Below are 25,905 nucleotides of genomic sequence, written 5' to 3'. Positions count from 1 at the left end.
CGTTATTTCAGTATTTTATGCAGCCAGGGAATTATCAACTCATTCTTAAAATAATGGGAAGGCGGATCAACATTTACCAATTCGAAATAAGCTTGTGGAGTCAGACCTTCCGAAAGGTGCTCTACATCATTTCTCTTAGTTTTATCGGCAAACTTCGGATAATGATGAAATTCCACATTTTCTGGCTTCCCACAATCATCATAAGCAGACTGAATCAGGCGGAAATCGCGATCAAGGCCTCCTTCCGTAAAGATAATCGGACGGGGAGCGAGAGAAGCTGCAACATCCGGAAAGTTGAAATACTTCCAATAGTCAGGAATCAAATGACGGATAGAGTTAGGAAAAGGTCGCCTGTTTTCTTTATTCGGTGCCGTTATAACAACAGCCCGTTCCTGTGTCTGACATAAAAAATCATTATACACAAAAGCATAAATATCCCTATCCAATACACCTAAAACCATCATAGGCTCTGTTCCCAACGAAAAACCACTTACTACGATCCGATCTTTTTTTATGAAAGACTGTTTTTTCATCCATTTCAATACCTGCATATCCAGATAAGAGGTGTATCCAAGCCAATTCCAGCCCAGTTCCAACAAATAACGGGAAACCACGTCATAATCATAATTCCATCCTTTATCATAACACTCAAGGTCGGAAGCTTCACCGGCCGCAGCATTATCGACAGCAACAGCCACATAGCCTTCCTTTACAAGGTTCAAAGCCATTGTCACTTTCGGATCAGTCGTATCTTCTGTTAACTTAGGACATATACCGGGTTCTCCGGCTAACCCTTCCTTTGTTCTTCCAGACCCCGGAATACACAAGATACCGGGAACAGCATCCTTCAGGTTGTGCGGTTTCAATACAAGAAAGGTCGATACACTCTTAGAAAATGGATAAAACTCCCATTTTTCTATTGTATATCCATCCCTTTTTTCCGTTTTGACACAAACAGGATCGGGCTGATTCTTCACCTCCGGAAATTTCATAATTGTAACCATAGCACTTCGGACACTATCCTGCCATTGCTCAAATTCGTCGCCAGACATACCCGTCCGATAAGCAAACTTCGGATGCGTATCTTTCAGCATCTCATGTACAATACCATACGAACTCAGAAAGCGCCCATCCGGACGATCCGATTTCAAAACTGCATGTTCCTGGGGGGTATAATTCTGCGAATAACCAGTCAGGAAGAAACTACAGATTAAAAGAAGAAGAACAGATATTTTCATTTTCATCAGAATTTAATAGTATACATATAAAAAGAGCCGGACATAAATAATACATCCAGGCTCTTTTCTATTTTAATTATCATAACCCGGAGTCTGTTTGATCTCCGGATCACCGTTCAAAACCTCAACATCTACAGGCCACAACATCATATAAGACTGATCGTCTGTCAAAATAGGTAACGTACTACCATAATGTGCTTTAGCAGAAAAGACAAATGGTTTACCGTTGGCATCCTTCAGACGAAGAAGGTCGAACCAACGACTACCTTCACCAACAAACTCCTTATCACGCTCCTGTAAAATAGCCCATTCATTATCCGCAAAACTACCTCCTATAAATTCATGTCCCGCAAATTTATCACCGTAAGCACGTTGGCGGACATCATTAATATATTTCGCACACTGAGCCGAATTTCCTAAACCGTTTTCACACTCTGCCAGCATTAGCAACACATCCGAGTAACGGTAAATAGGAACGTCCGAATCATAGTAGTGAGTACCTCCATCGGTATGACCTATCAGCTTTTTCCAACAAGCACCACGGGTTTTTCCTTCAAATAAATATTGGAAGAAGGTCGCATCCAGACGCGAATCGTCTTTATCATAGATATCTACAAACGCTGTCTTATATTCATAGCGAAGCGGCCCTGCCGTCAACAACTTCAAAGGATCTGCATCATACCTATTACCATCCAGGTCTGTTGCATTCGTGAAAAGAGCAACATTATAGAACCAATTCGCTCCCCAATTGGTCAGTTCGTTTTTGTCGAAACACAAAGCAAAAATAAGTTCCTTATTTTTCTTTCCTTCCGGTGTCCATAAACCGGCGTAGTCCGTTACTAACTCAAATTGTTGGTTCAAAAGATTCGACAAGGCAGTTTTTGCTGTTTGCAAATCGCTGTTACCCGGATCGACCGTGGTTACCGAAGCAATATGGCCTCCCTCTCTATCCGCACCTGTCGTCACCTTGGCAGACCACATATAAATTTTTGCTTTCAACATTTCCGTTGCATAACACGACCATTCATACAAAACGGAAATCTTCTTATCAGCCTTACCGAAGAACTCTTCCGATTTATTTATATCCGTTTTAATAAAGTTCAATGTTTCTTCCGGAGTCGAACGAGCCTTGTATAAGGTTGTAATATCAATGTTACCCTCTGTGACAGTTGGCTCCGTTTCCAGCGGAACCCCACCGAACGTACGATAAAGATAAAAATAATAATAAGCACGCAAACCATAGGCTTGTCCGAGATAGAATGATTTCTCGGCTTCGGTCATATAGTCGATATCCCTGTCTACATTTTTTATAAACAGATTTATATGCATGATACCCGGATATAGCTCATACCAATCCTTAATACCTGTATTATCTTTGGTCAGCAAGTTATTTGTCATAGGGGGACCATATACTCCTTCCCCCATAGAGGTAACATCGCTTATAAGAAGTTCGCTTCTGAACTCTCCCAAAGTAACCGGCATCTGGTATTTACTTCTCAAATCGGCATGGATACCGGTCATGAACATCTCAGCCTGTGACTTTTGACTCCAGAAGTTAGTTGAGCCGTAATAATCTTCAGGCGACAAATCTAATGAATCGCAGGAGTTAAGTCCGATCATCCCTGCTAATAATATGCTTATGCTATAAAATAACTTTTTCATAATCTATCTTATTAGAATGTAACATTTAGGCCAAACACAACCGTTCTGGGCATCGGATAGCCACCATTCTGACTAACACCATACTCAGGAGTAGCCATATTCTTAGCTGCCGTGATATAACCCAAATTCTGAGCTGTAACAGACACATTAACTTTACTCAAACCCGTCTTCAGAATCCAGTTCTGGGGCAATGTATATGCCAGACTTACTTCACGGAAAGCAAGATAGTCGCCACGATAGCAATTGATATCCGAAATTCTGTCATAATTACGCTTTCCCAAGAAGTCAGCCCATCCATAAACAGGATATTTTCCATTCGGATTGGTTTCCGACCATGAATCTTTTACCAAAGAAATAGTATTAAATGTTCCCTGCATATTCCCCATGATCCAAGGTGTTTTAAAATCGTGCACCCAGAATCCAAGAGCATAATCGAGGCGACAATTCAGTGACAAACCTTTCCAGGATGTATTGATATTAAAACCTCCTGTCCAATGAGGAATCGTATTACCCAGCTTCACCCGATCATAATCGTCGATAACTCCATCACCATTTACATCAAGCCATTTAACATCACCGGCCTGTATAGGTAAACCTTTTTCTTTTTCAGCATCCGACATCTTGGCCCATGCATCAGGTCCATACAGAACTTTTGCATCCGCACCATTCTCGGTATAAGTAGATCTGTCGATTAAGTTACCGGCAATTTCACTCTCACTTTTATAAATACCCAACGATTTAAAGCCGTAGATAACACCATATTCCTGTCCTTCCTGATAGCCGCCTACCCATTTTTTCTCATAACTTCCGTCAGACAACTTATTACCGGTGTAAACCTGATAAGCATCCTGCATATTATTAGGCAGACCGTTATATGGTAATGATACTATTTTATTTTTATTATATGCCGTATTCATACTAACCGTAAATTTCCAGTCTTTCGTGCGCAGGATATTGGCAGTGAGTTCCAACTCCATACCCTGGTTCTGCACTTCTCCGTTATTCGACAGGAAAGAAGAAACACCGCTATGAGAAGGTAATGTAATTTCCGCAAACTTATCTTGTGTATGTCTGTTGTAGTAGGTAAAATTCAATACGTACTTATTATTGAGGAAACCCAGATCCAAACCTGTTTCAAACGTATATGACTTTTCCCATCGCATGGTCGGATTAGGCAGATCGTTCAACATCAAAGGAACTTTACCGTTATAATTGGCTACAGTCTTTCCGTCTTTGTCTTTCATAATACCATAAGAACCCTGCACGGTATAATAATCGAGTCCGGTTACAATATTGCCGTTAGCATCGAGTACTCCCGACACATTTCCATTAGCACCATAGCTGGCACGTACCTTTGCATAAGAAAGTACATCCGCCATATCTTCCATAAAGCCCTCTTTTGAAAATACCCAACCACCGGAAATACCGGGGAATGTTCCCCAACGATTATCTTTCGGTAATTTTGAATATCCGTCACGACGCAGAACCAAACTCAGCAAGTATTTAGATTTATAATCGTAGTTTACTCTACCGAAAAATGAAAGAATACGCTGGCGGTAATGCCATGAATCGATTTGTCTTACACCGGAAGCTGTCGATGTGTAATTCAGATCTTGAAAATCGGACAATGGCGAACCATAACCGGAAGCAGAGAAACCTTTCTTGTAAGAATCATAATATTCCACCCCCAGCATGGCATCCAACGTATGATCCTGCAAGAAAGTAGTCTGATAATTCAAAATACCATTGTATGTCTGATCCAATAAACGCTCATGTTTGTTGGATGTACTATGGTTGGTATCGTAGACTGGTCCGGTAGCTACAATATAATCGCCTTTAAAAAACTCACGACTATCGTCAAAATAATACCAGGCTCCGGTAGCCTTAAAAGTCAGTCCCTTCATAATATTAAAAGTAAATGACTGGCTAATATTGAACTTGTCGGTGTTATTATCGTAATTCAAAGCATCTTCATACACCTTTGCTGTGGTCCAACCACGTGCGTAAGAAGCCACGGCAGGTCCGGCCAACCAATCACCATCAGGACTTTTTACCCTGAAAGTTGGAGGCACGGATAATGTGGTACTAAAGAAATTTGTCTCACCGGCATATCCGGCAGCACCATCGTCCCATTTTGAATCGGTAAACGATAAAGAGGAATTGGAAGTCAGCCAAGGCTTGATCTTATAGTCGGCATTGATGGTAAAGTTCAACCGGCGATACCAGTTATTTACAGCATTACCTTCACTATGATTGTATCCCAGGCTGGCATAATAATGTCCTTTATCATTTCCACCCGAAACACTCAGGTTGTAATCCTGCGAAATAGCCGGCGATTTAATATTATAATCCTTTAGCTGATTATCGGCATAGATAAGCTTCTGACCCGGATTAACAGGATCATCCATTGTTTGCCAACCCTGCTTCAACAGAAAAGCCAGGTCGTCGGTATAATTCATTACGCCCCAAACAGCCGTATTATCTTTGTTTCCGTTCAGTATATTCCCGTTAGCATCAAAATAACGGTTTCCCGTACCATAAGGCTGTGTACCAGAAAGCGTTGCATCACTGGCAAAACCACGCCAGTTTCCCGATTGATCCTGCCAGATATGAGAAGAACGATGAAAAGCCGAGCGCATATAATAAAGATAATCGTGCGCATCTAAAAATTCATATTGGCTATGAAAGAAATTCAATCCGACTTTAGCACTCAGATTCACTTCCGTCCGGCCTGCTGTTCCTTTCTTGGTTGTGACCAGGACAACACCGTTGGATGCACGTGCCCCGTAAATTGCAGTAGCACCGGCATCTTTCATCACCTCCATCGATTCGATATCTTCGGGATTAACATCGCTCAACGATTCACGAACCGCTCCGTCGATGATAATTAAAGGCGAACCGCTACCATCCAGGTTAGTTCCTCCACGCAGAACCAGTGTCGGTGTTGCATTCGGCTTACCGCTTGTCTGCTGCACTCTCAATCCAGCCACTGCTCCAGATAATGCCTGTGCAGGATTGGTATAAGTACCGTTGGCTAATACCGAGTTATCGACCTTAGCTATAGAGTTGGTCATTTTCGAGCGGAGTTGCGTTCCACCATACCCGGTGATGACAACTTCTTCCAATGTTTTGTTATCTTCTCTGAGAGATATCTTAAAAAAATGTTTTTGTCCCACCGGCAGAGTCTGCGTCATATAACCGATATACGAGATTATCAGCTTCGCCCCTTTATCGACTTGCAAACTAAATTGTCCGTCGATATCAGTTATGGTTCCGTTGGTCGTTCCATCCTCTATGATGTTAGCACCGATAATAGCCTCCCCCTTTATGTCGGTTACGGCACCTTTTATCGTAACCTTTTCCTGTTGTACAAACTGATTTACCGGAGCTGTCTCAACTTCCGCTTTGCGGATCATTACCTGCCGGTTGCGAATATTATATTCCAGGTTCGTACCGGAAAAAATTTGTTTAAGAATCTCTTCTACAGGCTTATTATATACATCTACGCTTACGCGGTGAGACAGATCGAGGTCCGTATCGTAAATAAAAATAAACTGACTATTCTTTTCAATCCACTCCACAACACTTTTCAGCGTTTGGTTTTCCATGGAAATGGTGAAATTGGTTTGTTCTGCATAAGTCAGTTCACTATTGTTGGCATTAGAATTGCCGTAAAATGTTAAAAAAATCGCCAAACTCATACATTTTGTGAAATCAGGCATGAGTTTTATTCTATTTATATTCTTTTTCATATATTCGATTGTTTTTTCTATTATTTCGAGGAAAATAATTAGATCACTTTCTAAACCAGGTAGTACTGCAAATACTATCTGGTTTGTTCATTCTACTACTTTTTCACTTATATCATAGGCAACAAATGTTTTTATGGTTTATACTATTTTTTAAGGCTCACATATATTTCTTTCGATTCGTTCATTGTATATTTTAAAGGGAATGACAAACAAAGATTATCCAACACATCTTTGATATCGGGAAGCAGATCCAGTTTACCGGTAATCGACATGGCAGCCACTCCCGACGTATACTGAATCCGGTAACCATAATACAAGGCCAACTTACTGAAAACTTCATCGAGATGCTTCTGATTTATTTTAAGCATGTTTTCTTTCCAACTGATATACTCGGAAACATCCACTTCGCGTACCTGCGTTTGATTTCCTTTAATGTCGATCAGCTGATTCGGCTTCAGTTGTACTTCGTGCTTGTCTTCCGTAGTCACCACGACACTTCCCTGTACCAGCACAACCGATGCAGAAGTCTCTTTTCCATAAGCCGAAACATTGAAGGATGTACCCAACACACGGATATCAAATCTTTTTGTCTTGACTATAAACGGACAATGGGGGTTTTTCGCGACATCCAGATATACTTCGCCTTCCACCAGTATTTCGCGTTTATCGTCAGCAAACACTGCCGGATAAATAACCTTACTGCCGGAATTTATATACATTTTCGTCCCATCTGAAAAGACGATGTCCACTCGTTTACCATCGGGCACGACAATTTTATGCATTTCATTTTTCAGAACAGGCGCTTCCGTTGTCTGATTATCTAAAACATATTGTCCAAGGTTTAAACTATCACCCGCATCATATTTCAGAAAGGATTCGTTTTTAAGGTTCACCGCCTGATTACCGACTACCAGAGTTACCTCTCCATTATTTATAGTCGTTGTATCGTTCAATAAAGCGATGTCTAATCCGGAGGGGGTGGCAGTATCGGCAACCCACCAGGTTGCAACAAACAGTAGTCCGACAACGGCCGCTACAGAAGCAGCCCACCAATAAAGCCGGCGCAACTTCGAATGCGACCGGATCTCCTTCACCTGCCCCATCACAAGCCGGAAAGAATCGTCGATTTCACGATCGTCAACCGTGTCGGCTTTCCGAATCCGTTCAGCTAGCCTACGACTTGCTTGTAGAAACTCGTCCGGAGAAAATGTCGGTTTATTTTTTTTCATACTGCACTTCTTTTACAGGAAAACGGTGCTGGGAAAAAAACATACTCAAAAAAAGAAAAGAAAATTTCAATCAGATCATTTTTTTTCGCCATCATCGGAAAAAAAATATTCACGCAGATGCACTAACGTCCGTGACAAAAGATTTCGGCACGATTGCAGATTCATTTCCAAAATGGCTGTGATTTCCTTATAACTTAATTCCCTTATATAATATAGGTATAGGATTTCACGCTGGCGGGTAGATAAAGAGGCGATCGCGGAAGCCAATTTCTTCTCATTGATTACGTCTGTATCATCTTTTGCAAATAAAGAATTGATAATTTCTTCATTTAGCGAAAAAAAGTCCTGGTATTCCTCAATCGTCTCCATCCGACGTGAAGACTGAATAGCGTCAAGCAGTTTATTTCTGAAAGCACAAAGCAAATAGGCCTCAGGATTATCGGTAGAGTGCAGATTCTTACAGTTCAGAATAAGTTTGACGAAAAGGTCCTGAATCGTATCGATCACCATTTCACGGTTTCCAACCATACGGATGCCATATGCATACAATGAAGAATAGAAGCGACGATAGATTTTTCCAAAAGCTATCTCATCCCCCTGCAGGAAGTCGTTCCAGCATTCAACATCGTTTTGTCTCGTTTCATCCATAGTATTATCTCATCGTCTCCCTTCTTGAATATCATTCCGATAACGAAAAAATCAGTAGATAAACACAAATATAGTTATAGTTTCCACAAAACAAAACCCTTAATAAAATAATTTTAATATATTAGAGCAAATTTCGTACTATTATTACATACAGAAGCGGAAATAAATAATATATTTTCTAATAACAAAAGAGATAAGACGCAAAAAACGCAGACTTACGCAGACTTATTAACCGAAAAATTAATAATATCTGCATGAGTCTGCGTTCTTTCTATACTGTCCGCTTTGTCAGTATTTCTTAACAGCGGGACTGCTATTTTGTTTTATTCTAACGTAATCACCTTATACTTCGGAACCAATGCCTTCATGATCACCCATCCGATCAGATAGGCAACAGAGCATACACAGAAGATAATGAAATAACCGGCCGGTTTACCCTCAAATCCCATAAAGGTCATTTGAGTTTCATCAGCATAAACGAACAGGTTACCGGCCACTTTCTGCAGGATCATCGAGCCGACACCACCGGCCATACCACCGATACCCGTGATACTTGCAATAGCCGATTTCGGGAACATATCCCCTACGGTAGAAAAGATATTAGCCGACCAGGACTGATGAGCCGCTCCACCGATACCGATCAGGATAACCGGGAACCACGGGGAAATAGTACCCAACGGTTGCGCCAACAACACCACCAACGGGAAGAAAGCAAAAATCAACATCGCTTTCATACGTGCAGCATATGGGTTCAGTCCCAAACGGTTAATAAAGATCGTCGGAAGTTTACCTCCATAGATGGAAAGCATCGTAACGGCATATAAAGTAAAGATCAGCGCCATCCCCAGAGGATCGGACGTCTTGATCCCGAACTGTGTATTCAGATAAGAAGGTGTCCAGAAAAGGAAGAACCACCACACACCGTCTGTCATAAATTTACCGGCAATAAATGCCCAAGTCTGCTTGTAGCTGAAGCACTGCAGGAAACCGATCTTCTTCTCTTCTTCCTCCGTTTTTACGATACCGCCATCTTCATCCTTATCCTGTTCGATATAAGCCAACTCCGCTGCATTTACATGCTTGCTCTTATCAGGAGTCGTATACATGAACACCCACATACCCATCCAGATGAAACCAAGCGCACCAATCACAATGAAAGCCATTTCCCAACCCAGCCATTTTGCCAACGGGGGAATAGAGATCGGAGCGATCAACGCACCGATAGAAGCACCGGCATTAAAAATTGAAGTCGCATAAGCACGGTCTTTCTTCGGGAAATATTCGGCAGTTACCTTAATGGCAGCCGGAAAGTTCCCGGCTTCACCCAATGCCAGTACACAACGTGCTACCAGGAAGCAATACATACTGACAGTTGCCAGGATTACGACCACATCCCCTGTTGCTGCGATCAGTTCGGCAGCACTGTTCATTCCTACATAATGTTCTGTCACGATACCGCAACCGGCATGCATACAGGCACCTACCGACCAGACACCGATCGACCAGAGATATCCTTTTTTTGTTCCCATCCAGTCGATAAACCGTCCGGCAAACAACATACAGATAGCATATACAATAGAAAAGACAGATGTAATCGTACCGTAGTGTGATTCGTTCCAATGAAATTCGGGTTTAATAAATTCGTCCCAGGTAAGGGATAAGACCTGACGGTCGAGATAGTTTACTGTTGTTGCAAAGAACAACATCGCACAGATTGTCCATCTGTACTGGGTCATTTTCTGACCTACATTGCCTAATGTGCTCATTTCTTACTGGTTTTTCATGATTTGCGGCAAATATATATCATTTTTTTTAAATACAAAGCATATTGTGTGTGCGAATACACGTTTATTAATATTTTATCAAATTCTTATTAGACTATTGGGGGATATAGTTATTTTTAGCACCTTTGTATAAGGTTTCATGAAACATAAGATTAAGCAGGTTTATGAAAAAACACATTCTTAGCATTCTTCTGCTGATATTCTTCTTGTCTGGGATACAAGCTGCAGACAGAAAGCCGTTCAACTATTACTTTTCTCATATTTCGAGTGAAGAAGGTTTGTCGGAGAGTCAGGTAAAAGTGATCCTCCAGGATAGCTACGGGTTTATGTGGTTTGGAACCAAAAACGGACTCAATCGTTACGATGGTACCTCGATACGCACTATCAACTGCGACGATTATATAGCAGGGACGGGCAACCATAACATATCCGCCCTGTTTGAAGACGAACAGAAAAAGCTATGGGTCGGCACCGACCGGGGGGTATATATTTACGACCCGGTATATGACATCTTCACTTTTGTCGACCTGAAAACAGAAAACGGCGAACGGATGGGAAACTGGGTGGCCCGTATTACCTCCGACCAGGCTGGTAATATCTGGGTACTAATCCCCGACCAGGGTGTATTCCGTTATAAAGCAGGGAAACTCTACTATTATGCCATCACTAACAAGGATAACATCAAACGCGAAAGTCCCGGTGCTATCTGCGTACGCAAAAACGGCGAGGTCTGGATCGGTACGGCCGGCGTAGGTCTTTTCCTTTACGATCCTAAGACAGATTCGTTTACCCAGTACCATACCGATAAGGATGGCAATACCCTGATGGGGGAGTATATATTCGCGATGTGCGACTACGGCGATTGGATTGCACTGGCCATCCATGACGGAGAACTAAAGAAATACAATCCTTCCACAAACACCTTACAGACCATAAACGCTCCCGGCGTCCATCATACAGTCTTGCGTGATGTAACCAGCTTCGACGGTAAGCGATTGTGGGTGTGCTCTCATGCCGGCTTATTCATCGTCAATGAACCGGAAGGAAAAGTGACCCATCTGAAGGAAGACCTGATGCACTCTTACAGCCTCTCCGACAATATCATTTTCTGTATCTATAAAGACCGGGAAGGCGGTATCTGGCTCGGCACGAAATTCGGCGGGGTTAATTACCTGCCAAACCATAAGCTGTTGTTTGAGAAATACGTACCTTCCAGTTCCGAAACCTCCCTCAATACCCGGCGTATCCGTGAAATGGTAGAAGCACCTAATGGTGATATATGGATTGGAACGGAAGATAACGGAATCAATATCCTCGATCCGCGTACCGGGGAAGTGTCGCAACTCAACTATCCGGCTGCCGAACAGAAAAATCACCTGATGACACATTCTATGATCCTGCATGACAAACAGGTTTATTGCGGCCTCTTCAAATATGGGCTCGACGTGATTGATATCGACAACCGCCGTATAAAACACCACAGTCACCAGGCACTCAATATCGATGAAGAAAGCGTCTATGCCCTTTTGGTAGATAGCAAAGGACAGACTTGGTTAGGCAACGGATGGGGGCTTTACCGTGCCGAAGCCGGATCATTGCAATTCAGTAAGATCAGCGAAGTAGGACTCGACTGGATCTTCCACCTGATGGAAGACAGCCGGGGCCGGATATGGGTTGCCTCGATGGGAAGCGGTGTATGGAAATACGATCCGAAAGACAACTCATACAAGAAATACGACAACGATCCCAAAAAGCCGAACAGTCTGAGTTCTAGTTCCGTCAGTTCCATTATGGAAGACAGCCGGGGACAAATATGGTTTTCGACCGATCGTGGCGGTATATGCCGCTACAATGAAGCGGACGACAACTTCACGACCTTCTCTAAAGAACAGGGATTGCCGGATGATGTAGCCTATAAGATACTGGAAGACCGCAACCACAATTTTTGGTTCGGTACAAACCAAGGACTGGTTAAATTCAATCCGGAAACAGGAGATATCCGTGTATTCACCACCGAGGATGGGCTGACCGGTAACCAGTTCAGTTATAATTCAGCTTTGAAAGCCTCTGACGGAAAATTCTATTTCGGCAGTATAGACGGTCTGATAGCTTTCAATCCCGATGACGACGAAGACTCAGAGTTTATTCCTCCTGTTTATATTTCCCGTTTCAACATATATAATAAGGAAGTAACCGTACATACCCCAAACTCACCGCTCACGAAAAGCATCGTACATACCGGAAAGATCGTTTTACCCCACGACCAGTCGAATATCAGTTTCGATATAGCGATCCCTTCCTACTCGTCGACCCGTTCCAACCAATATTTATATAAGATGGAACCGCTCGACAACGATTGGGTCAAATCCGGGGATAACCAAAATATCTCGTATGCCAAACTACCTCCCGGAAATTATATATTCCAGGTAAAAGCCCGGCACGAGAACGAGCATACCGATCCTCCCATCACATCCCTGCGTATCACGATCCTTCCCCCGTGGTGGTTATCCACATGGGCCTATATAATATATGTAATAATCGTACTATGTATTATATATGGTTGGTTCCGCTGGTACAAACGCCGCAAGGAACGGCAGATGGAAGAAAAGCAGAAACTCTTTGAGATAGAAAAGGAAAAAGAGCTTTACGAAGCCAAAGTAGAGTTCTTTACCGAGATCGCTCACGAAGTACGCACCCCCCTTACCCTGATAAACGGGCCGCTCGAAAGCATTCTCGATATGAATATCCAGGATAACAAGATCACGCGTAACCTGAACGTTATTGCGCAAAACACCAAACGTCTGCTCGAACTGACCAGTCAACTGCTCGACTTCCGCAAAGTGGGAGCCAATAAATTCAAGATGGATTTCACGATGGTTAATGTCACAGCCCTGCTGAATGAAACCATCCAACGTTTCGATCCAACGATCACCCAGCAGAAGAAAGAGTTATCGTTGCAAATTCCCGAGGAGGAGATCATTGCGGCCATCGACCGGGAAGCGGTTACCAAGATACTGAGTAACCTGCTGAATAATGCACTTAAATATTCCAAACACTCCATACTTGTCTATCTGGAGCGCAACGACACAACCTTCAGCATCCGTGTGACAAGTGACGGCGACCGTATCCCTGCCGATCTCAGCGAACAGATATTCGAACCTTTCTATCAGATAAACAAAAAAGAGAACACCTCATCAGGTGCAGGTATCGGTCTACCGCTGGCACGTTCGTTAGCGGTACTTCATTCCGGGAAACTATATCTGGATGACGATCTATCCAATAACACCTTTGTCCTCACTCTACCTCTAATGCAGGAAAAAGTTCGTGTACAGGAAGAAATAGCCATACACGAAGAAATGATCTATCCGGAAGAAGAAATGGCAACTACCGCTGACACCAGGAATCATACGCTCCTTTTGGTAGAGGATAACGAGAACCTCCGCTCTTTCCTGTCTGAAAAGCTGAGTGAACTATTCATCACCGAAATAGCCACCAACGGACGGGAAGCCCTGGAAATACTACGCGACCATAGCATAGACATTGTTGTAAGCGATATTATGATGCCTGTTATGAATGGCCTTGAACTCTGCCGCGAGATCAAAGCAGACATCGACCTCAGCCATATCCCCGTTATCTTCCTTACAGCCAAGAATGACCTCGATAGTAAGATCAACGGACTGCGACTGGGAGCAGAAGCTTATGTAGAGAAGCCTTTCTCGTTTAATTACCTGACGACACAGATCCTCTCGTTGTTGAATAACCGCCGCAAAGAACGCGAGGCTTTTGCCAAACGTCCGTTCTTCCCGGTCAATAATATGCAAATGAATACGGCCGACAAAGAGTTTATGGATCACATTATTGCCGTCATCCATGAGAATATTGCCGACGAGAGTTTCGGCGTAGAACGTTTGGCGGAAATCCTACACATGAGCCGTTCAAGCCTGCTGCGTAAGATCAAGGTGTTGTCCGGACTATCGCCGAACGACTTCATCCGTCTGATCCGCCTGAAAAAGGCAGCCGAACTGATACTCGACGGTAAACACCGCATTGGAGAGGTTTGTTATCTGGTAGGTATCAATTCGCCATCCTATTTCAGTAAAATCTTCCTCAAACAATTCGGTGTTACGCCCAAAGACTTTGAGAAGCAACATCAGGCGTCTTAAATACAATATTCATAAAGAGGAAGAAACGGAAATACATCAACAAAAGTTTTCTAAAATAAATCCTTCATTCATTCAGCATTGCAGCTATATAACTGATTATCTATTATTTAAAGCTGAAGGAATTTTCAACTGAATGAAGGAAACGGCTTTATTTTCAGATTAATGTTTCATATTCCCGGCCAAAATCAATACCTCTCTTAGTCCATTCCTTTAGGCAAAGAGTAAAGCTGGAGGAATGACTAATAACAGGATATATAATATACTGTTATCATGCAGGTTAGTACTTTTTCATTGTTTGTCAGCTGTCGAACACTTGTATCACAGTTGTCGAACAAGCGTTTGACAGCTGACAAACAAGCGTTCGACAATTGACAAACAGAAAAAAGGAAAGGATAATAGGGCTAGAAGGTTACAACTCATGCGTTAGAATAAAATAGGTTAACAGATAATCGGCCGGAAGTTATTTGCTCTTTTTATACTACCGAAAGTTGCTGTTTATGAATAAAAAAACTCAAAAGCCAGGACAATTCCTTCAGCAAAATCATTTTCCTTCAGCCTTAAATAATAGATTATCAACGCAATAACAACAAGCCTGAATAAATGAAGGATTTATTTTAGAAAACTTTTATTATATAGATTGTTCAATTGCTAGGAAGTTCATTTATTGACAGAGGTGAGTCTTTTACATATTGCCAGAATAGAACTATCCCATCGTCAAAGTCACTTGGCCATTACAGGTTCATTTGCCGTCTGCTTCAGCTGACGGCAAATGAACCTGTAACTAGGACTGTCTTATTTATGATAGATTGTTTATGTCCAAATAGACTCGCTTTTTCCTAGATACAAATGCTATATCGGATTTCTCCCAATCACTAAAGAACACAGACCATCTATTTCTTTTCGTTCAATAACTTTTCAAGTAAAGTTACTTTCTCTTTTTCATTCGCTAGCATACGTTCATATAAGGAGGTATTTTCTTTGGTCAGTTCGAAGATCTTTTCAACAGGGTGTTGGTTCAATTCGTTAACTTCACCGATATAACCTATACCACCATTCTCAAAATTATTATTCTCAATAACAACAGAAACCGGAGTTTCTTCCATATTTTCAATCACTTCCGGTGCAACTTTCAGGATAGCAGCAATTTTTACCAGATAATCTCTTCCTATCTCACGCTGTTGTTCCAATTGAGAGATAAACTGTTGGCTAACGCCTAACTTTTCTGCCAGATCCTCTTGCTTTATATCTTCATACCGGCGTATCTTACTGACATTTAAACCTTGATGAACTTTCTTATCCTTTACGTTTTCTGTTTCCATGCTATCTACTTTCTTTTAAGAGTGAAACAAATATATGAACAAATCTCCATATTTCGATGAAGATGCAGGGATATAACAAAATATCCGGTCTTTCTGCACCTTGTACGAACTTGTAAAATACAAGTAGATTACTTGTTTTTTACAAGTAAATCTTATATAGCTATTCAAAATTATATGCTGACCTTTGCACAAAGAGTTGTTATGAATAAAATATACACACTACTATTAATGGCGTTAGCCCTATCCCTGTTAACTCTTTGGAAGAGTTATGAAAAGAAAGAAAAGGAGCCGTTTTGTGTGACTTATCATGTAGCCGTACAGACATTGCTTCCGCGCAAGATAGTTGTCACTTACACGGATGACGAGGGACTGGAACAAGAAACTTTTGTCGGCAAAAGATGGGAAAAGAAGGTCTGTCTATCACCCGATGAGATTGCTTCGCTACGGATAGACGAAATTACTGAACCCGGAAAAGATTATAGCACCTACTTTCACGACACAGAACAAAGACATGAGCCGATAGACAGAGATTACATCATTCATCCTCTCTCGATATGGATCGAACACCCAAAGAAGACAATCCTTAGTGCAGGAGACAAATGTTTGCAGGTATCACTGCTTGCTTCGGAGATAGATAAGAATTGACAATTATAAACAAGACATGCTTGTTTTTATTCCTTTTTGTGTAAATGTTTTCGCACACACATTGTAGGAAATTAAATATAATCTACTACTTTTGCACTGGATAATAAAAGTTTATGCCATGAATAAAAAAGTAATAACCTTTGGAGAGATAATGCTCAGACTGGCCACACCAGATTATCTCCGTTTTAGTCAGAGTAATCAACTGAATGCCACCTTTGGCGGTGGTGAAGCCAATGTTGCCGTATCATTGGCAAACTACGGGATTGCGGCAGAGTTTGTTACCCGTTTACCGAAAAACGATATTGCACGTGCCTGTGTAATGGATTTACGGAAATATGGTGTCGGTACTTCACATATTGTTTATGGAGGCGACCGCCTGGGTATCTATTTCCTGGAAACAGGAGCCGTAGCCCGTGCCAGCAAGGTTGTTTACGATCGTGCACATTCTTCTATCGCTGAAATCCAGCCGGGAATGATCAACTGGGAAGAGGTATTGAAAGATGCTTCCTGGTTCCACTGGACAGGTATCACTCCGGCTATCTCACAAGGTGCAGCCGATGCTTGCCTGGAAGCTATACAGACGGCCAACAAACTGGGTATTCCGGTATCCTGTGATATCAATTACCGCAAAAACTTATGGAAATACGGAAAGACAGCATCCGAAATAATGCCCGAACTGGTTGCCGGATGCGATGTTATCCTGGGAAATGAAGAAGATGCGGAAAAAGTATTCGGAATCAAACCGGAAGGATTTGACGTGGCACAGACGGCCGGTCAGGTAAATGCTGCCGAGTTCGAATCGGTTTGTACACAGTTAATGAAGAAATTCCCGCGTGCAAAGAAAGTGATCATCACCCTGCGTGGATCTATCAATGCCAACCATAACACATGGGGCGGTGTTCTGTATGCCGACGGAAAACTATATCAGTCACGCCGTTACGACATCACACATATCGTAGACCGTGTAGGTGGTGGCGACTCTTTCATGGGAGGCCTGATCTATGGTCTGCTCACTTATACAACTGACGATCAGAAAGCGCTCGACTTCGCTGTTGCTGCTTCCTGCCTGAAACATACCATCTACGGGGACTTCAACCAGGTAACTGTAGACGAAGTGGAGAAACTGATGGAAGGCGACGGTTCCGGACGCGTTTCAAGATAACAATTACATTAAATAATTATTTACAATGGCCAGATTTAGTAAAATGCAGGTATTGGATGCGATGATCAGCACCGGGATGGTACCTGTCTATTATAATAAAGATATAGAAACAGCCAAACAGGTATTGAAAGCCTGTTATGAGGGTGGTGTGCGTGCATTTGAATTTACCAACCGCGGGGACTTCGCCCATGAGGTGTTTGCCGAACTGGTAAAATATGCTGCCGTGGAATGTCCGGAAATGGTGCTGGGTATCGGTTCGATCGTCGATCCGGCTACAGCAGCCTTGTTCCTGCAATTGGGGGCAAACTTTGTGGTAGGCCCGCTGTTCAATCCGGAAATCGCTAAAGTATGCAACCGCCGTCTGGTTCCTTATACACCGGGATGCGGTTCTGTTTCCGAAATAGGTTTTGCACAGGAAGTGGGATGCGACTTATGTAAAGTATTCCCGGCAGGCAATGTGGGAGGCCCTTCTTTTGTCAAGAATATCAAAGCCCCGATGCCCTGGTCTATGATCATGGCTACAGGTGCGGTAGAGCCGACGGAAGAAAACCTGTCAGCCTGGTTCAAAGCGGGTGTAACTTGTGTAGGAATGGGTTCCAACCTGTTCCCGAAAGAAGCCATCGCCGCAAAAGACTGGAAAGCGATCACGGCTCTTTGCAGCAATGCATTAAGTATTATCAAAAAATACCGTTAAGATATGAAACCATTTCTTGATTCAGATTTCCTGCTTCAAACGGAAACAGCCAAAAAGCTGTATCACGAACACGCAGCGAAAATGCCGATCATCGACTACCATTGTCACCTGATCCCGCAGCAGATTGCCGACAACTACCAGTTTGCCGACCTGACAGAGATTTGGTTGGGTGGGGATCATTACAAATGGCGTGCCATGCGTGCCAACGGTATCCCCGAAGAATATATCACCGGCGACAAACCGTCATTCGAGAAGTTCCAGAAGTGGGCTGATACTTTGCAACACGCTATGCGCAACCCGCTTTACCATTGGACACATCTGGAGCTCAGCCGTATATTCGGTGTCGATAAGGTGTTGAACCCTTCGACAGCCCGTGAAATATACGACGAATGTACAGCCAAACTACAAACGCCCGAATTCCGTGCCCAGGCCATTATGGAGCGTATGAACGTGGAAGTGGTTTGTACTACTGACGATCCGATCGACTCACTGGAATATCACCAGGCGATCCGCAACACCGGCCTGACCACGAAAGTGCTTCCGACCTGGCGTCCGGACAAAGCTATGGCTATTGAAAACGTGGCCATTTACAATGACTATCTGACTAAACTGGAAGCCGCTTCCGGTATATCGATCCTGTCTTTCAAAGATTTGCTGGCTGCTTTGCAAAAGCGTCACGACTTCTTTGAATCGATCGGTTGCCGTGTATCGGATCACGGGTTGAGCACATTCTATGCTACTCCTTATACCCATGCGGAAATAGAGGCTATCTTTATGAAAGCCCGTATGAATAAGGTGCTGACAGGTGAGGAAATTGATAAGTTCCGCTCCGCCATGCTCTACGAACTGGCTGTTATGGATGCCCGCAGCAACTGGGCGCAACAGTTCCATATCGGCCCGACCCGTAACAACAATGCCCGCATGTTCAAGAAACTGGGCCCGGATACTGGTTATGATGCGATCGGTGACCTTGAAATAGCCGAACCGATGATCCGTTTCCTCAGCCGCCTGGAAGCAGAAGGATTGTTGACAAAGACAATCTTCTACAACCTGAACCCGAAAGACAGTGCCGTGATGATGACAACGGCGTATAGCTTCAACGACAGTTCACTGCCGGGCAAAATGCAATACGGTGCCGGTTGGTGGTTCCTGGATCAGATCCACGGTATGGAAGACCAGATGAACACGCTTTCCGACCTGGGATTACTGAGCCGCTTTGTCGGAATGTTGACCGACTCACGCAGCTTCCTGTCGTATCCGCGTCATGAATACTTCCGCCGCATCCTCTGCAATATGTTGGGGAAAGAGGTGGAAAACGGAGAACTGCCAGCTTCCGAACTACCTTTCATCGGCAAGATGGTAGAGGATATCAGCTACAACAATGCAAAGCAGTATTTCGGATTTTGACCATTGATAGTTTTTAGCATAATAAAAGGTGTATCGAAATAGCAATGCTATCAGATACACCTTTTTCTATTATTTCCTATTTTCGTTATTTCTTACGAGCACGAGCTGCCGCCTCTTTGGCCTTTTGGGCTTCACGGCGGGCTTTCTCTTTGGCTTTGAGTGTCTCCCGATACTGTTTTTCCTTTTGCTTGCGTGCTTTTTCTTTCTGCTTCTGCTTTTCCTTATAATCGCGTTCCTTCTGCTTACGCAATTCTTCGCGGGCTTTCATCTTGACTTTACGATCGGCTTCTGCCTGTTTCAGCTTATTCTTACGATCTTGTTCAAGCTGTTTTTCACGTTCAGCCTTCGCTTTCAGAAGGGCTTTTTCTTCTTCCTGCTGCTTCTTCAGTTCGTCCGCACGCTCCTTGGCCTTTTGTTCCTGCAATTCTTTTTCAGCTTTCTGTTGTGCTTCAAACTCTTTGCGGGCAGCCTCTTTACGAGCGGCTTCCTCTTCGGCTTCACGCTTACGGATGGCTTCGATCTCTTTTAATGTGAGCTCTTTCTCTTCCGGAGCCTGAACGGCAGGAACAGTATCCTGCGGTGTTACGGTAGTTACTGTTTCCGGTATAATTGGTTGTACAGAGACAGTATCGACCGGCAATACAGGGACAGGAACAGTTGCAATACTGTCAGGAATCGTGACTTCCGGGATGACGGTATCTTTCTCAGTTGGCTGCTCTACCGGTCTTTCGGCTTCTGCCGGAACTTCTTCACGACGGGCAGGCTCTTCAGCTTCAGTCGCCTTGGCCGGAGCATCTTCTTCCGGACGAACTTCTTCCGATTGTTGTTCTTCAGCTGCGGCTTCTTCCGCCTTCTCTTCTTCGGCTTCCATACGGTTCTGCCAGCGGGCAGCCAGTTCGGGGACTTCTTCACCGTAGTTTTCATCAAAGAAGTTGATGTATTCTTCCAACGTCTTTCCGCGCATCAACGTTTCGTAGTTGTCGTCGGAGATCGGAAGAATAGCCACATTCTTATCCAGTGCCTGGGCGTAACCGTCCTTACCATATATCATCTTATAATACTGGAGTATTTCATTGATTCCGTTAAATCCACTGATGTTCAGCATCGACATCGGGCCTGTTTCTTCAAAGGTCAGGTCGAACTCCTTCACCATAAAGTTGGCAAAGTTGTAAGCGGCTACGGCAAACAGCAACTGGTTCTTATCCACACTTCCAGTCGGATACACCAGGATCATGCGATACGAAGTATTCGGTTCGGCAGTGAAAGTTCGTGCCGAGTCTGCAGCCGACAATGAACCGTCTTCACCCAGGCCGAAGCGCAGGTTCCAGCTCATACCGGTTACGCTACCCTGCATCAACGTACGGCCACGAAGGATACCTTTCAGCATTTCGCCGGCCAATTCCGTTACGTCGGCTGTCGGATATTTTTCAACAAGCTCTTTCAAGGCTGCTTTAAAGCCCTCGGCGTCGCCGGCTTGCACATAAGTCAATGCTTCCAGGAACATGAACTTAGGAATAAGCGTTGCCAGCGGGTATTTGCTTGTGACTTCGCGGTAGTTTTTACGCACGGCACTCGTGTCGCTTGCCAGAAAGCTATTATACGTCTGTTGGTAGATAGAATCCTGTACGGAGTCCATCATACGTATATTATATTCGTAATTCGGATCGGATATGGCGATCGTGTAATCGGCATCCGGGAAAGCATTCGTCATTTTGGTCTTGTACTCGGCCGCCAATGTGGTATTACCCGTACGGAGTGCCATCAGGTAGACCTGGTAATAACTTTCCAGACGATGCGAGTTATCCGGAAAACGGCGTTCCAGTTCCTCGAACGCTTCTATCGATAAGGGCAGATCTTCCAGTTTATCTTTATAGATCATGGCCATATTATACAAGCCGTCTTCTATAATAATATTGGATGCGGCTACCTCTTCTTCGGTGAACGGTAATTGCTGTATATAATATTCGCGTGACTTCGGATCATCGGCAGCTACTCCGGGCAAGCCGGCTTCCAGCGAATCGGCAGCGAGCGGCTGACCGTCTGCACCTACTGTTAGAGAGTCTGCCTCTTCCATTCCTTCTTCCAAAGGTTCTTCATTGAAAGTAGACATTTCTTTCTTACGGCGGCGCCAGTTATCTTCCAGGGCGCGTCGTCCCCATTTACGCTGGAACTGCGCTTTACCCTGCGAGACGGTAGAAGGGTTATAGAAATAGAAAGTAGCTCCACCGGCTGTAGTCGGCAGCACAATACCACCTGTTTCTGTTCCGGGGCGGTCGATACCTGAGCCTTTCGCCGCCTGGTCTGCCAGATAGGCTTCCTTCTCAGCCAGCGCCTTGGCTTCTTCTTCCTCTTTCTTTACCTGTTCGATGATCTTGTCGATCACAGCCAGACGTTCCGGTTCCGGCATCTTAGCCAAGGTCTGCAAACTATCCTGCAAATGCACGGCTTCTACGTGCACGACCAGTTCGTCGAGAACTGCCGACAGTTTCGAGACGCGCTTAAAGTCTTTGTATTCTTTCTGGATACCCGATAAGGCTCCGCTAAAACAAGGTTGTGCCTTTACATAGTCACGCATGGTGAAATAGATATCCCCCAGTTTGATCTGGCAGATCGCTTTCTCCAATCCGTTCTGTGTACTCTTTTCGATACCCAGTTCGTAGTTCTTAATGGCGTTTACAGTATCTTCACGATTCAGATAGATATTTCCCAAGGCATAATATACCTGATCCAGATAGTTTTTATTCTTATCACTCTTCGCCATACGTGTAAGCATCTTGACTACCTTCTGGTAGTTGGCGCCGGTAAAAACTTCAGTCTGACGGATACGGGCGGCAAATTCCAGTTCGTAAGGTGGATTGGCCCTGGCTACCTCGTTGAACATCTTATAGGCCATTCCGTCCTGATCCTGTGCAGCATAGATCTGTCCCAACAGGTATTTCATACGGGTACGCTGCCGCTTGTTCTTTTCCGACTTGATGGCCGACTTGAAGTAGGGAACGGCATCGTCGAACTGCTTGTTCTTCACCAGATAATCGGCATATACGGAAGCATACTGTTTCAGGTTCTTTTTAGGTATCCCGTTCGTATTCAGCTTACCCAGAATATCTTCGGCTTCATAGAACCATTCCATTTCCGAATAGCAGCGGGCTTGCCACAGGCGAGCCTCGGCAACCATTTCTTCATCCTGTGCATAATGGCGGGCAATATAAGAAAAGGTGGCGGAAGCTTGCAGGAAGTCGGCATTATAGAATTGCCCCTGCCCTATCAGCAACCAGCATTTCTTCAGGAAAGGGTTGTATTCCTCCTGCTCCTGGAAAGCACGTTGCTTGGGATCATTTCGCCAACCGGGTTTCTTGGCGGGTTTCGCTTTGATGGAATGCAGTTTGATCGCTTTGTTGCCTTTCTCGATGGCTCGGTCGAAAGGCCCTCCGGTCTCCTTCTTGTCCTTCGGCTGTGCACTGATCGGGTACATATGGATCATTTCAGAAAAACTTTCCTTGTAGCCGGTCTGCATCCCCAACAAGGCCTCATCGAAAGAAGTCTTCCCGTTAAAGTAGATGTTATAGCGGGAGTTAAAAGCATGGTAGAACCGGCTTGCCTTGGTGTTTTTCTTCGTGCTGCACGACCAAAGTAAGAGTACTACGAATATCGAAATTATATAGTAAAAACCTTTCTTCACGTATTATGATAGCTCTTTATCATATAATAAACTAAGAATAACCTGTTTTATTGCTTTTTTGTAAAGAATAATACGCCTTTAAGGATCAGAAAGACCAGCACCAGCACCAGGATGATAAACGCCCCGGAAGGCACGTTCAGAAAATAAGAAAGAACCAGGCCGGTTACGCATCCCAGGAAGCCCAGGACGATACTACCCAGGATGATCTTCCTGAAGTCGGATGTGAAGAGGTTCACTGTGATCTGCGGCAAGGTCAGCAGGCTCATCAACAGCATGATACCGACCAGCCGGATCGACAACACGATGGTGACGGCTATAAAGAACATCATCATATATTCGATCCATTTCACATGGATATGTTGCGTTTTGGCAAAATCGCTGTCGAAAGCCACATATACGATTTCCCGGAGATAAAGGGTAAAAACGGTGATCAGCACCACGGCAAAGGCCGCTATCCAGATGATATCGGACATAGAGATTGTCAGGATATTTCCAAACAGATAGGCGGAAAGGTTCGGTGAATATCCGGGGGTCAGGAAAATAAAGATGACCCCGAGTGCCATCCCCAGCGCCCAGACACCGGCTATCGCCGAGTCTTCACGGACATTCTGCGTCTTGCTGGCCCACTCTACCCCGAATGCGGAAAGGACGGAAAAAACCATCGCCATCAGGATAGGGTTCGTTCCCAGATAGAAACCGAGCCCCAGACCTCCGAAAGAAGCATGGGTAATACCGCCACTGATAAATACCAGACGGCGTGCGACAACGTATGTCCCGACTATTCCGCAGGTGATGGCGGTAAGCAGGCTACCGATCAGTGCATGTTGAAAAAAAGTATATTGTAGTAAATCCATATTTAATGTATTCTCCGTTCCCCAACGATCAGGAACGCTTCATCTTTCAGCGCATCCGGCAGGTTCACGGCACGAAGCTGCAAGCTGCGGAGCCATCCGGCCACTTCTTCCGACCGCAAGGTGTAAAGCACTTCGCGGAACTCGTTGACGGACTCTTCATCATATTCGTCGCTTTCCAGTCCCCGGAAACGATCCAGTTCCTCATCGTCGTAATATTCGATTTTTTTACTTACGGCAGCCAGCAGGCTGTCGCGTTCGCAGGTTTCATGCTGTCCGCAACACTCTTCCGGTATTTCGCGGGCTTCAGGGATCTCACTGATCTCCCCGCGTTCCAGCATCTTCTGCAATTTCTTATTCCTGAAATAACCGGCTACGGCGGCAATTACCCCCAGCACGATTATACCTATGACGATATACCACATATTAAACCTCCTTCACTGTAAAGCCCTCTTTCCTGAGATTATCCCAGAAAGTCGGATAACTCTTGGTCACCACTCCCGGATCGGCTATTGTAATTCCCTGCGGTAAGACCAAAGCGGCAGGGGCAAAAGCCATCGCCATCCGGTGATCTTCGTAAGTGGCGATAACCGGATCGGCTTCCGGTTCGCATCGCTCTCCATTCCATTCCAGGATGCTGTCGTTGCTGTCGGTCAGCAGATAACCGAGCTTGCGAAGTTCCGTTTTCAGTGCTTCGATACGGTCGGTTTCTTTTATCTTCAGCGATTGCAATCCGGTGAAGCGGAAGGGGATATTTAGTAACACGCAGACCACGACAAATGTTTGCGCCAGGTCGGGTTCGTTTATGAAATTATAAACAAGTTTCTTCACCACATTTCCGTTATGTTTCAACCGGACACCACGGTCGGAAAAAGTCGTTCCTACTCCCAACTGAGCGAACAGTTGTGCTCCGGCAGCGTCTCCTTGCAGACTGTTTTTAAATAGTCCGAGCAATTCGACCTCGGCGTTTTTCGACAAAGCCATCATTGCATACCAGTAAGAGGCAGCGCTCCAGTCTGATTCGACAGTGAAAAGAATCGGTTTATATTCCTGAGGAAGTATCTTGATCGTTTGTCCGTTCCAAGTTGCTTTCACACCGAATTGTTCCATCAACTGCAAGGTCAGATTGATATAAGGGCGGGAAATGATATTGCCTTCCAGGTTCAGCGTCAAGCCATTCTCCATCAACGGGGCGATCATCAGCAAAGCGGATATATACTGCGAACTGACACCTCCGGCCAATGAGATCTGTCCTCCCTGCAAAGCACTTCCGAAGATACGCAAAGGCGGATAACCTTCCTTTTCGATATATTCAATGCGGGCTCCGAGCGAGTTGAGCGCATCCACCAGCAATTTGATAGGACGGTTCTTCATCCGTTCTGTCCCGGTAATCGTCCATTCGCCGATCACTTTGGATAGGAAAGCGGTAAGGAAACGCATCGCTGTACCGGCTGCTTTAATATCGAAATCGCAACCGTTGGAGTTAAGCGCTTTGATCATCACTTCCGTATCGTCACAGTCGGAAAGATTCTGTATGTCATACGGACTATAGCTTAGGGCATTCAATATCAATGCACGGTTACTGATGCTCTTGGAAGCAGGGAGTTGTACGGAAGCCCGAAGTACGTCTTCCGGGCTTTTTATCAGATATTTCATTGCTTTTGTCTGTTCG

The 25,905-nt window shown here is 44.3% G+C and carries 16 protein-coding genes; 5 read left to right on the top strand and 11 right to left on the bottom strand.

All coding sequences use genetic code 11. The features are described 5' to 3' along the window. Positions 1-2: 2 nt before the first annotated feature. The 6 genes from HMPREF1212_RS22885 to HMPREF1212_RS22860 form a co-directional block, all read right to left on the bottom strand. The gene (locus HMPREF1212_RS22885; RefSeq protein WP_046151318.1) at positions 3-1,238 is read right to left on the bottom strand and encodes an alpha/beta hydrolase family protein; all 1,236 of its coding nucleotides are present in this window, start codon (positions 1,236-1,238) and stop codon (positions 3-5) included. Between the two features lie 72 nt (positions 1,239-1,310). Then, positions 1,311-2,900 carry a RagB/SusD family nutrient uptake outer membrane protein gene (locus tag HMPREF1212_RS22880; RefSeq protein WP_046151214.1) on the bottom strand — a complete coding sequence of 530 codons (1,590 nt, stop codon included), beginning with the start codon at positions 2,898-2,900 and terminating at the stop codon, positions 1,311-1,313. An 11-nt stretch (positions 2,901-2,911) separates the two neighbouring features. Continuing rightward, a complete protein-coding gene (locus HMPREF1212_RS22875; RefSeq protein WP_046151213.1) occupies positions 2,912-6,652 on the bottom strand; it encodes a TonB-dependent receptor in 3,741 nt (1,246 codons plus the stop codon). 143 nt (positions 6,653-6,795) lie between these two features. Then, positions 6,796-7,881, bottom strand: a complete 1,086-nt coding sequence (locus tag HMPREF1212_RS22870; protein WP_046151212.1) for a FecR family protein — start codon at positions 7,879-7,881, stop codon at positions 6,796-6,798. 75 nt (positions 7,882-7,956) lie between these two features. Then, positions 7,957-8,529 (bottom strand): RNA polymerase sigma factor, encoded by a 573-nt coding sequence (locus tag HMPREF1212_RS22865; RefSeq protein WP_046151211.1) that lies wholly within the window; start codon positions 8,527-8,529, stop codon positions 7,957-7,959. 323 nt (positions 8,530-8,852) lie between these two features. Continuing rightward, entirely contained in the window at positions 8,853-10,295 is a 1,443-nt protein-coding gene (locus HMPREF1212_RS22860; protein ID WP_046151210.1) for an MFS transporter, read from the bottom strand. Positions 10,296-10,477: 182 nt separating this feature from the next. Here HMPREF1212_RS22860 and HMPREF1212_RS22855 point away from each other — a divergent pair, with 182 nt between their 5' ends. Then, positions 10,478-14,476, top strand: coding sequence for a hybrid sensor histidine kinase/response regulator transcription factor (locus tag HMPREF1212_RS22855; protein WP_046151209.1), 3,999 nt, complete (start codon positions 10,478-10,480; stop codon positions 14,474-14,476). Between the two features lie 890 nt (positions 14,477-15,366). On the opposite strand, the gene HMPREF1212_RS22850 is transcribed toward HMPREF1212_RS22855, so the two are convergent. Further along, positions 15,367-15,795 (bottom strand): helix-turn-helix domain-containing protein, encoded by a 429-nt coding sequence (locus HMPREF1212_RS22850; protein ID WP_046151208.1) that lies wholly within the window; start codon positions 15,793-15,795, stop codon positions 15,367-15,369. 201 nt (positions 15,796-15,996) lie between these two features. Here HMPREF1212_RS22850 and HMPREF1212_RS22845 point away from each other — a divergent pair, with 201 nt between their 5' ends. From HMPREF1212_RS22845 to uxaC, 4 genes are all read left to right on the top strand, one after another. Further along, complete coding sequence (locus HMPREF1212_RS22845) at positions 15,997-16,440, top strand: hypothetical protein (protein ID WP_046151207.1); 444 nt, start codon at positions 15,997-15,999, stop codon at positions 16,438-16,440. A gap of 118 nt (positions 16,441-16,558) precedes the next feature. After that, entirely contained in the window at positions 16,559-17,602 is a 1,044-nt protein-coding gene (locus tag HMPREF1212_RS22840) for a sugar kinase (protein WP_046151206.1), read from the top strand. Positions 17,603-17,627: 25 nt separating this feature from the next. Continuing rightward, on the top strand, positions 17,628-18,296 hold the full coding sequence (locus HMPREF1212_RS22835) for a bifunctional 4-hydroxy-2-oxoglutarate aldolase/2-dehydro-3-deoxy-phosphogluconate aldolase (protein WP_028730347.1): 669 nt from the start codon (positions 17,628-17,630) through the stop codon (positions 18,294-18,296). Between the two features lie 3 nt (positions 18,297-18,299). After that, on the top strand, positions 18,300-19,703 hold the full coding sequence (uxaC, locus tag HMPREF1212_RS22830) for a glucuronate isomerase (RefSeq protein WP_046151205.1): 1,404 nt from the start codon (positions 18,300-18,302) through the stop codon (positions 19,701-19,703). An 85-nt stretch (positions 19,704-19,788) separates the two neighbouring features. On the opposite strand, the gene HMPREF1212_RS22825 is transcribed toward uxaC, so the two are convergent. The 4 genes from HMPREF1212_RS22825 to HMPREF1212_RS22810 are packed head-to-tail and all read right to left on the bottom strand — an operon-like array spanning position 19,789 to position 25,889. After that, positions 19,789-23,382, bottom strand: coding sequence for a type IX secretion system periplasmic lipoprotein PorW/SprE (locus HMPREF1212_RS22825; protein WP_046151204.1), 3,594 nt, complete (start codon positions 23,380-23,382; stop codon positions 19,789-19,791). Between the two features lie 47 nt (positions 23,383-23,429). After that, positions 23,430-24,236 carry a metal ABC transporter permease gene (locus HMPREF1212_RS22820; protein ID WP_046151203.1) on the bottom strand — a complete coding sequence of 269 codons (807 nt, stop codon included), beginning with the start codon at positions 24,234-24,236 and terminating at the stop codon, positions 23,430-23,432. A gap of 2 nt (positions 24,237-24,238) precedes the next feature. Continuing rightward, complete coding sequence (locus tag HMPREF1212_RS22815) at positions 24,239-24,658, bottom strand: hypothetical protein (protein WP_046151202.1); 420 nt, start codon at positions 24,656-24,658, stop codon at positions 24,239-24,241. Position 24,659: 1 nt separating this feature from the next. Further along, positions 24,660-25,889: a 3-phosphoshikimate 1-carboxyvinyltransferase gene (locus HMPREF1212_RS22810; RefSeq protein ID WP_046151201.1), complete on the bottom strand. Its 1,230-nt coding sequence runs from the start codon at positions 25,887-25,889 to the stop codon at positions 24,660-24,662. Positions 25,890-25,905: the final 16 nt, after the last annotated feature.

This window comes from Parabacteroides sp. HGS0025 (genome assembly GCF_000969845.1).
Classification (GTDB): domain Bacteria; phylum Bacteroidota; class Bacteroidia; order Bacteroidales; family Tannerellaceae; genus Parabacteroides; species Parabacteroides gordonii.
The sequence above is the reverse complement of the archived record's forward strand: the minus strand, read 5'-3'. Positions and strand labels throughout refer to the sequence as shown.

Excerpts from the sequence above, each read along its gene's own strand:
- HMPREF1212_RS22885 (WP_046151318.1), bottom strand. The coding sequence starts at position 1,238 with ATGAAAATATCTGTTCTTCTTCTTTTAATCTGTAGTTTCTTCCTGACT.
- HMPREF1212_RS22880 (WP_046151214.1), bottom strand. The coding sequence starts at position 2,900 with ATGAAAAAGTTATTTTATAGCATAAGCATATTATTAGCAGGGATGATC.
- HMPREF1212_RS22875 (WP_046151213.1), bottom strand. The coding sequence starts at position 6,652 with ATGAAAAAGAATATAAATAGAATAAAACTCATGCCTGATTTCACAAAA.
- HMPREF1212_RS22870 (WP_046151212.1), bottom strand. The coding sequence starts at position 7,881 with ATGAAAAAAAATAAACCGACATTTTCTCCGGACGAGTTTCTACAAGCA.
- HMPREF1212_RS22865 (WP_046151211.1), bottom strand. The coding sequence starts at position 8,529 with ATGGATGAAACGAGACAAAACGATGTTGAATGCTGGAACGACTTCCTG.
- HMPREF1212_RS22860 (WP_046151210.1), bottom strand. The coding sequence starts at position 10,295 with ATGAGCACATTAGGCAATGTAGGTCAGAAAATGACCCAGTACAGATGG.
- HMPREF1212_RS22855 (WP_046151209.1), top strand. The coding sequence starts at position 10,478 with ATGAAAAAACACATTCTTAGCATTCTTCTGCTGATATTCTTCTTGTCT.
- HMPREF1212_RS22850 (WP_046151208.1), bottom strand. The coding sequence starts at position 15,795 with ATGGAAACAGAAAACGTAAAGGATAAGAAAGTTCATCAAGGTTTAAAT.
- HMPREF1212_RS22845 (WP_046151207.1), top strand. The coding sequence starts at position 15,997 with ATGAATAAAATATACACACTACTATTAATGGCGTTAGCCCTATCCCTG.
- HMPREF1212_RS22840 (WP_046151206.1), top strand. The coding sequence starts at position 16,559 with ATGAATAAAAAAGTAATAACCTTTGGAGAGATAATGCTCAGACTGGCC.
- HMPREF1212_RS22835 (WP_028730347.1), top strand. The coding sequence starts at position 17,628 with ATGGCCAGATTTAGTAAAATGCAGGTATTGGATGCGATGATCAGCACC.
- uxaC (WP_046151205.1), top strand. The coding sequence starts at position 18,300 with ATGAAACCATTTCTTGATTCAGATTTCCTGCTTCAAACGGAAACAGCC.
- HMPREF1212_RS22820 (WP_046151203.1), bottom strand. The coding sequence starts at position 24,236 with ATGGATTTACTACAATATACTTTTTTTCAACATGCACTGATCGGTAGC.
- HMPREF1212_RS22815 (WP_046151202.1), bottom strand. The coding sequence starts at position 24,658 with ATGTGGTATATCGTCATAGGTATAATCGTGCTGGGGGTAATTGCCGCC.
- HMPREF1212_RS22810 (WP_046151201.1), bottom strand. The coding sequence starts at position 25,889 with ATGAAATATCTGATAAAAAGCCCGGAAGACGTACTTCGGGCTTCCGTA.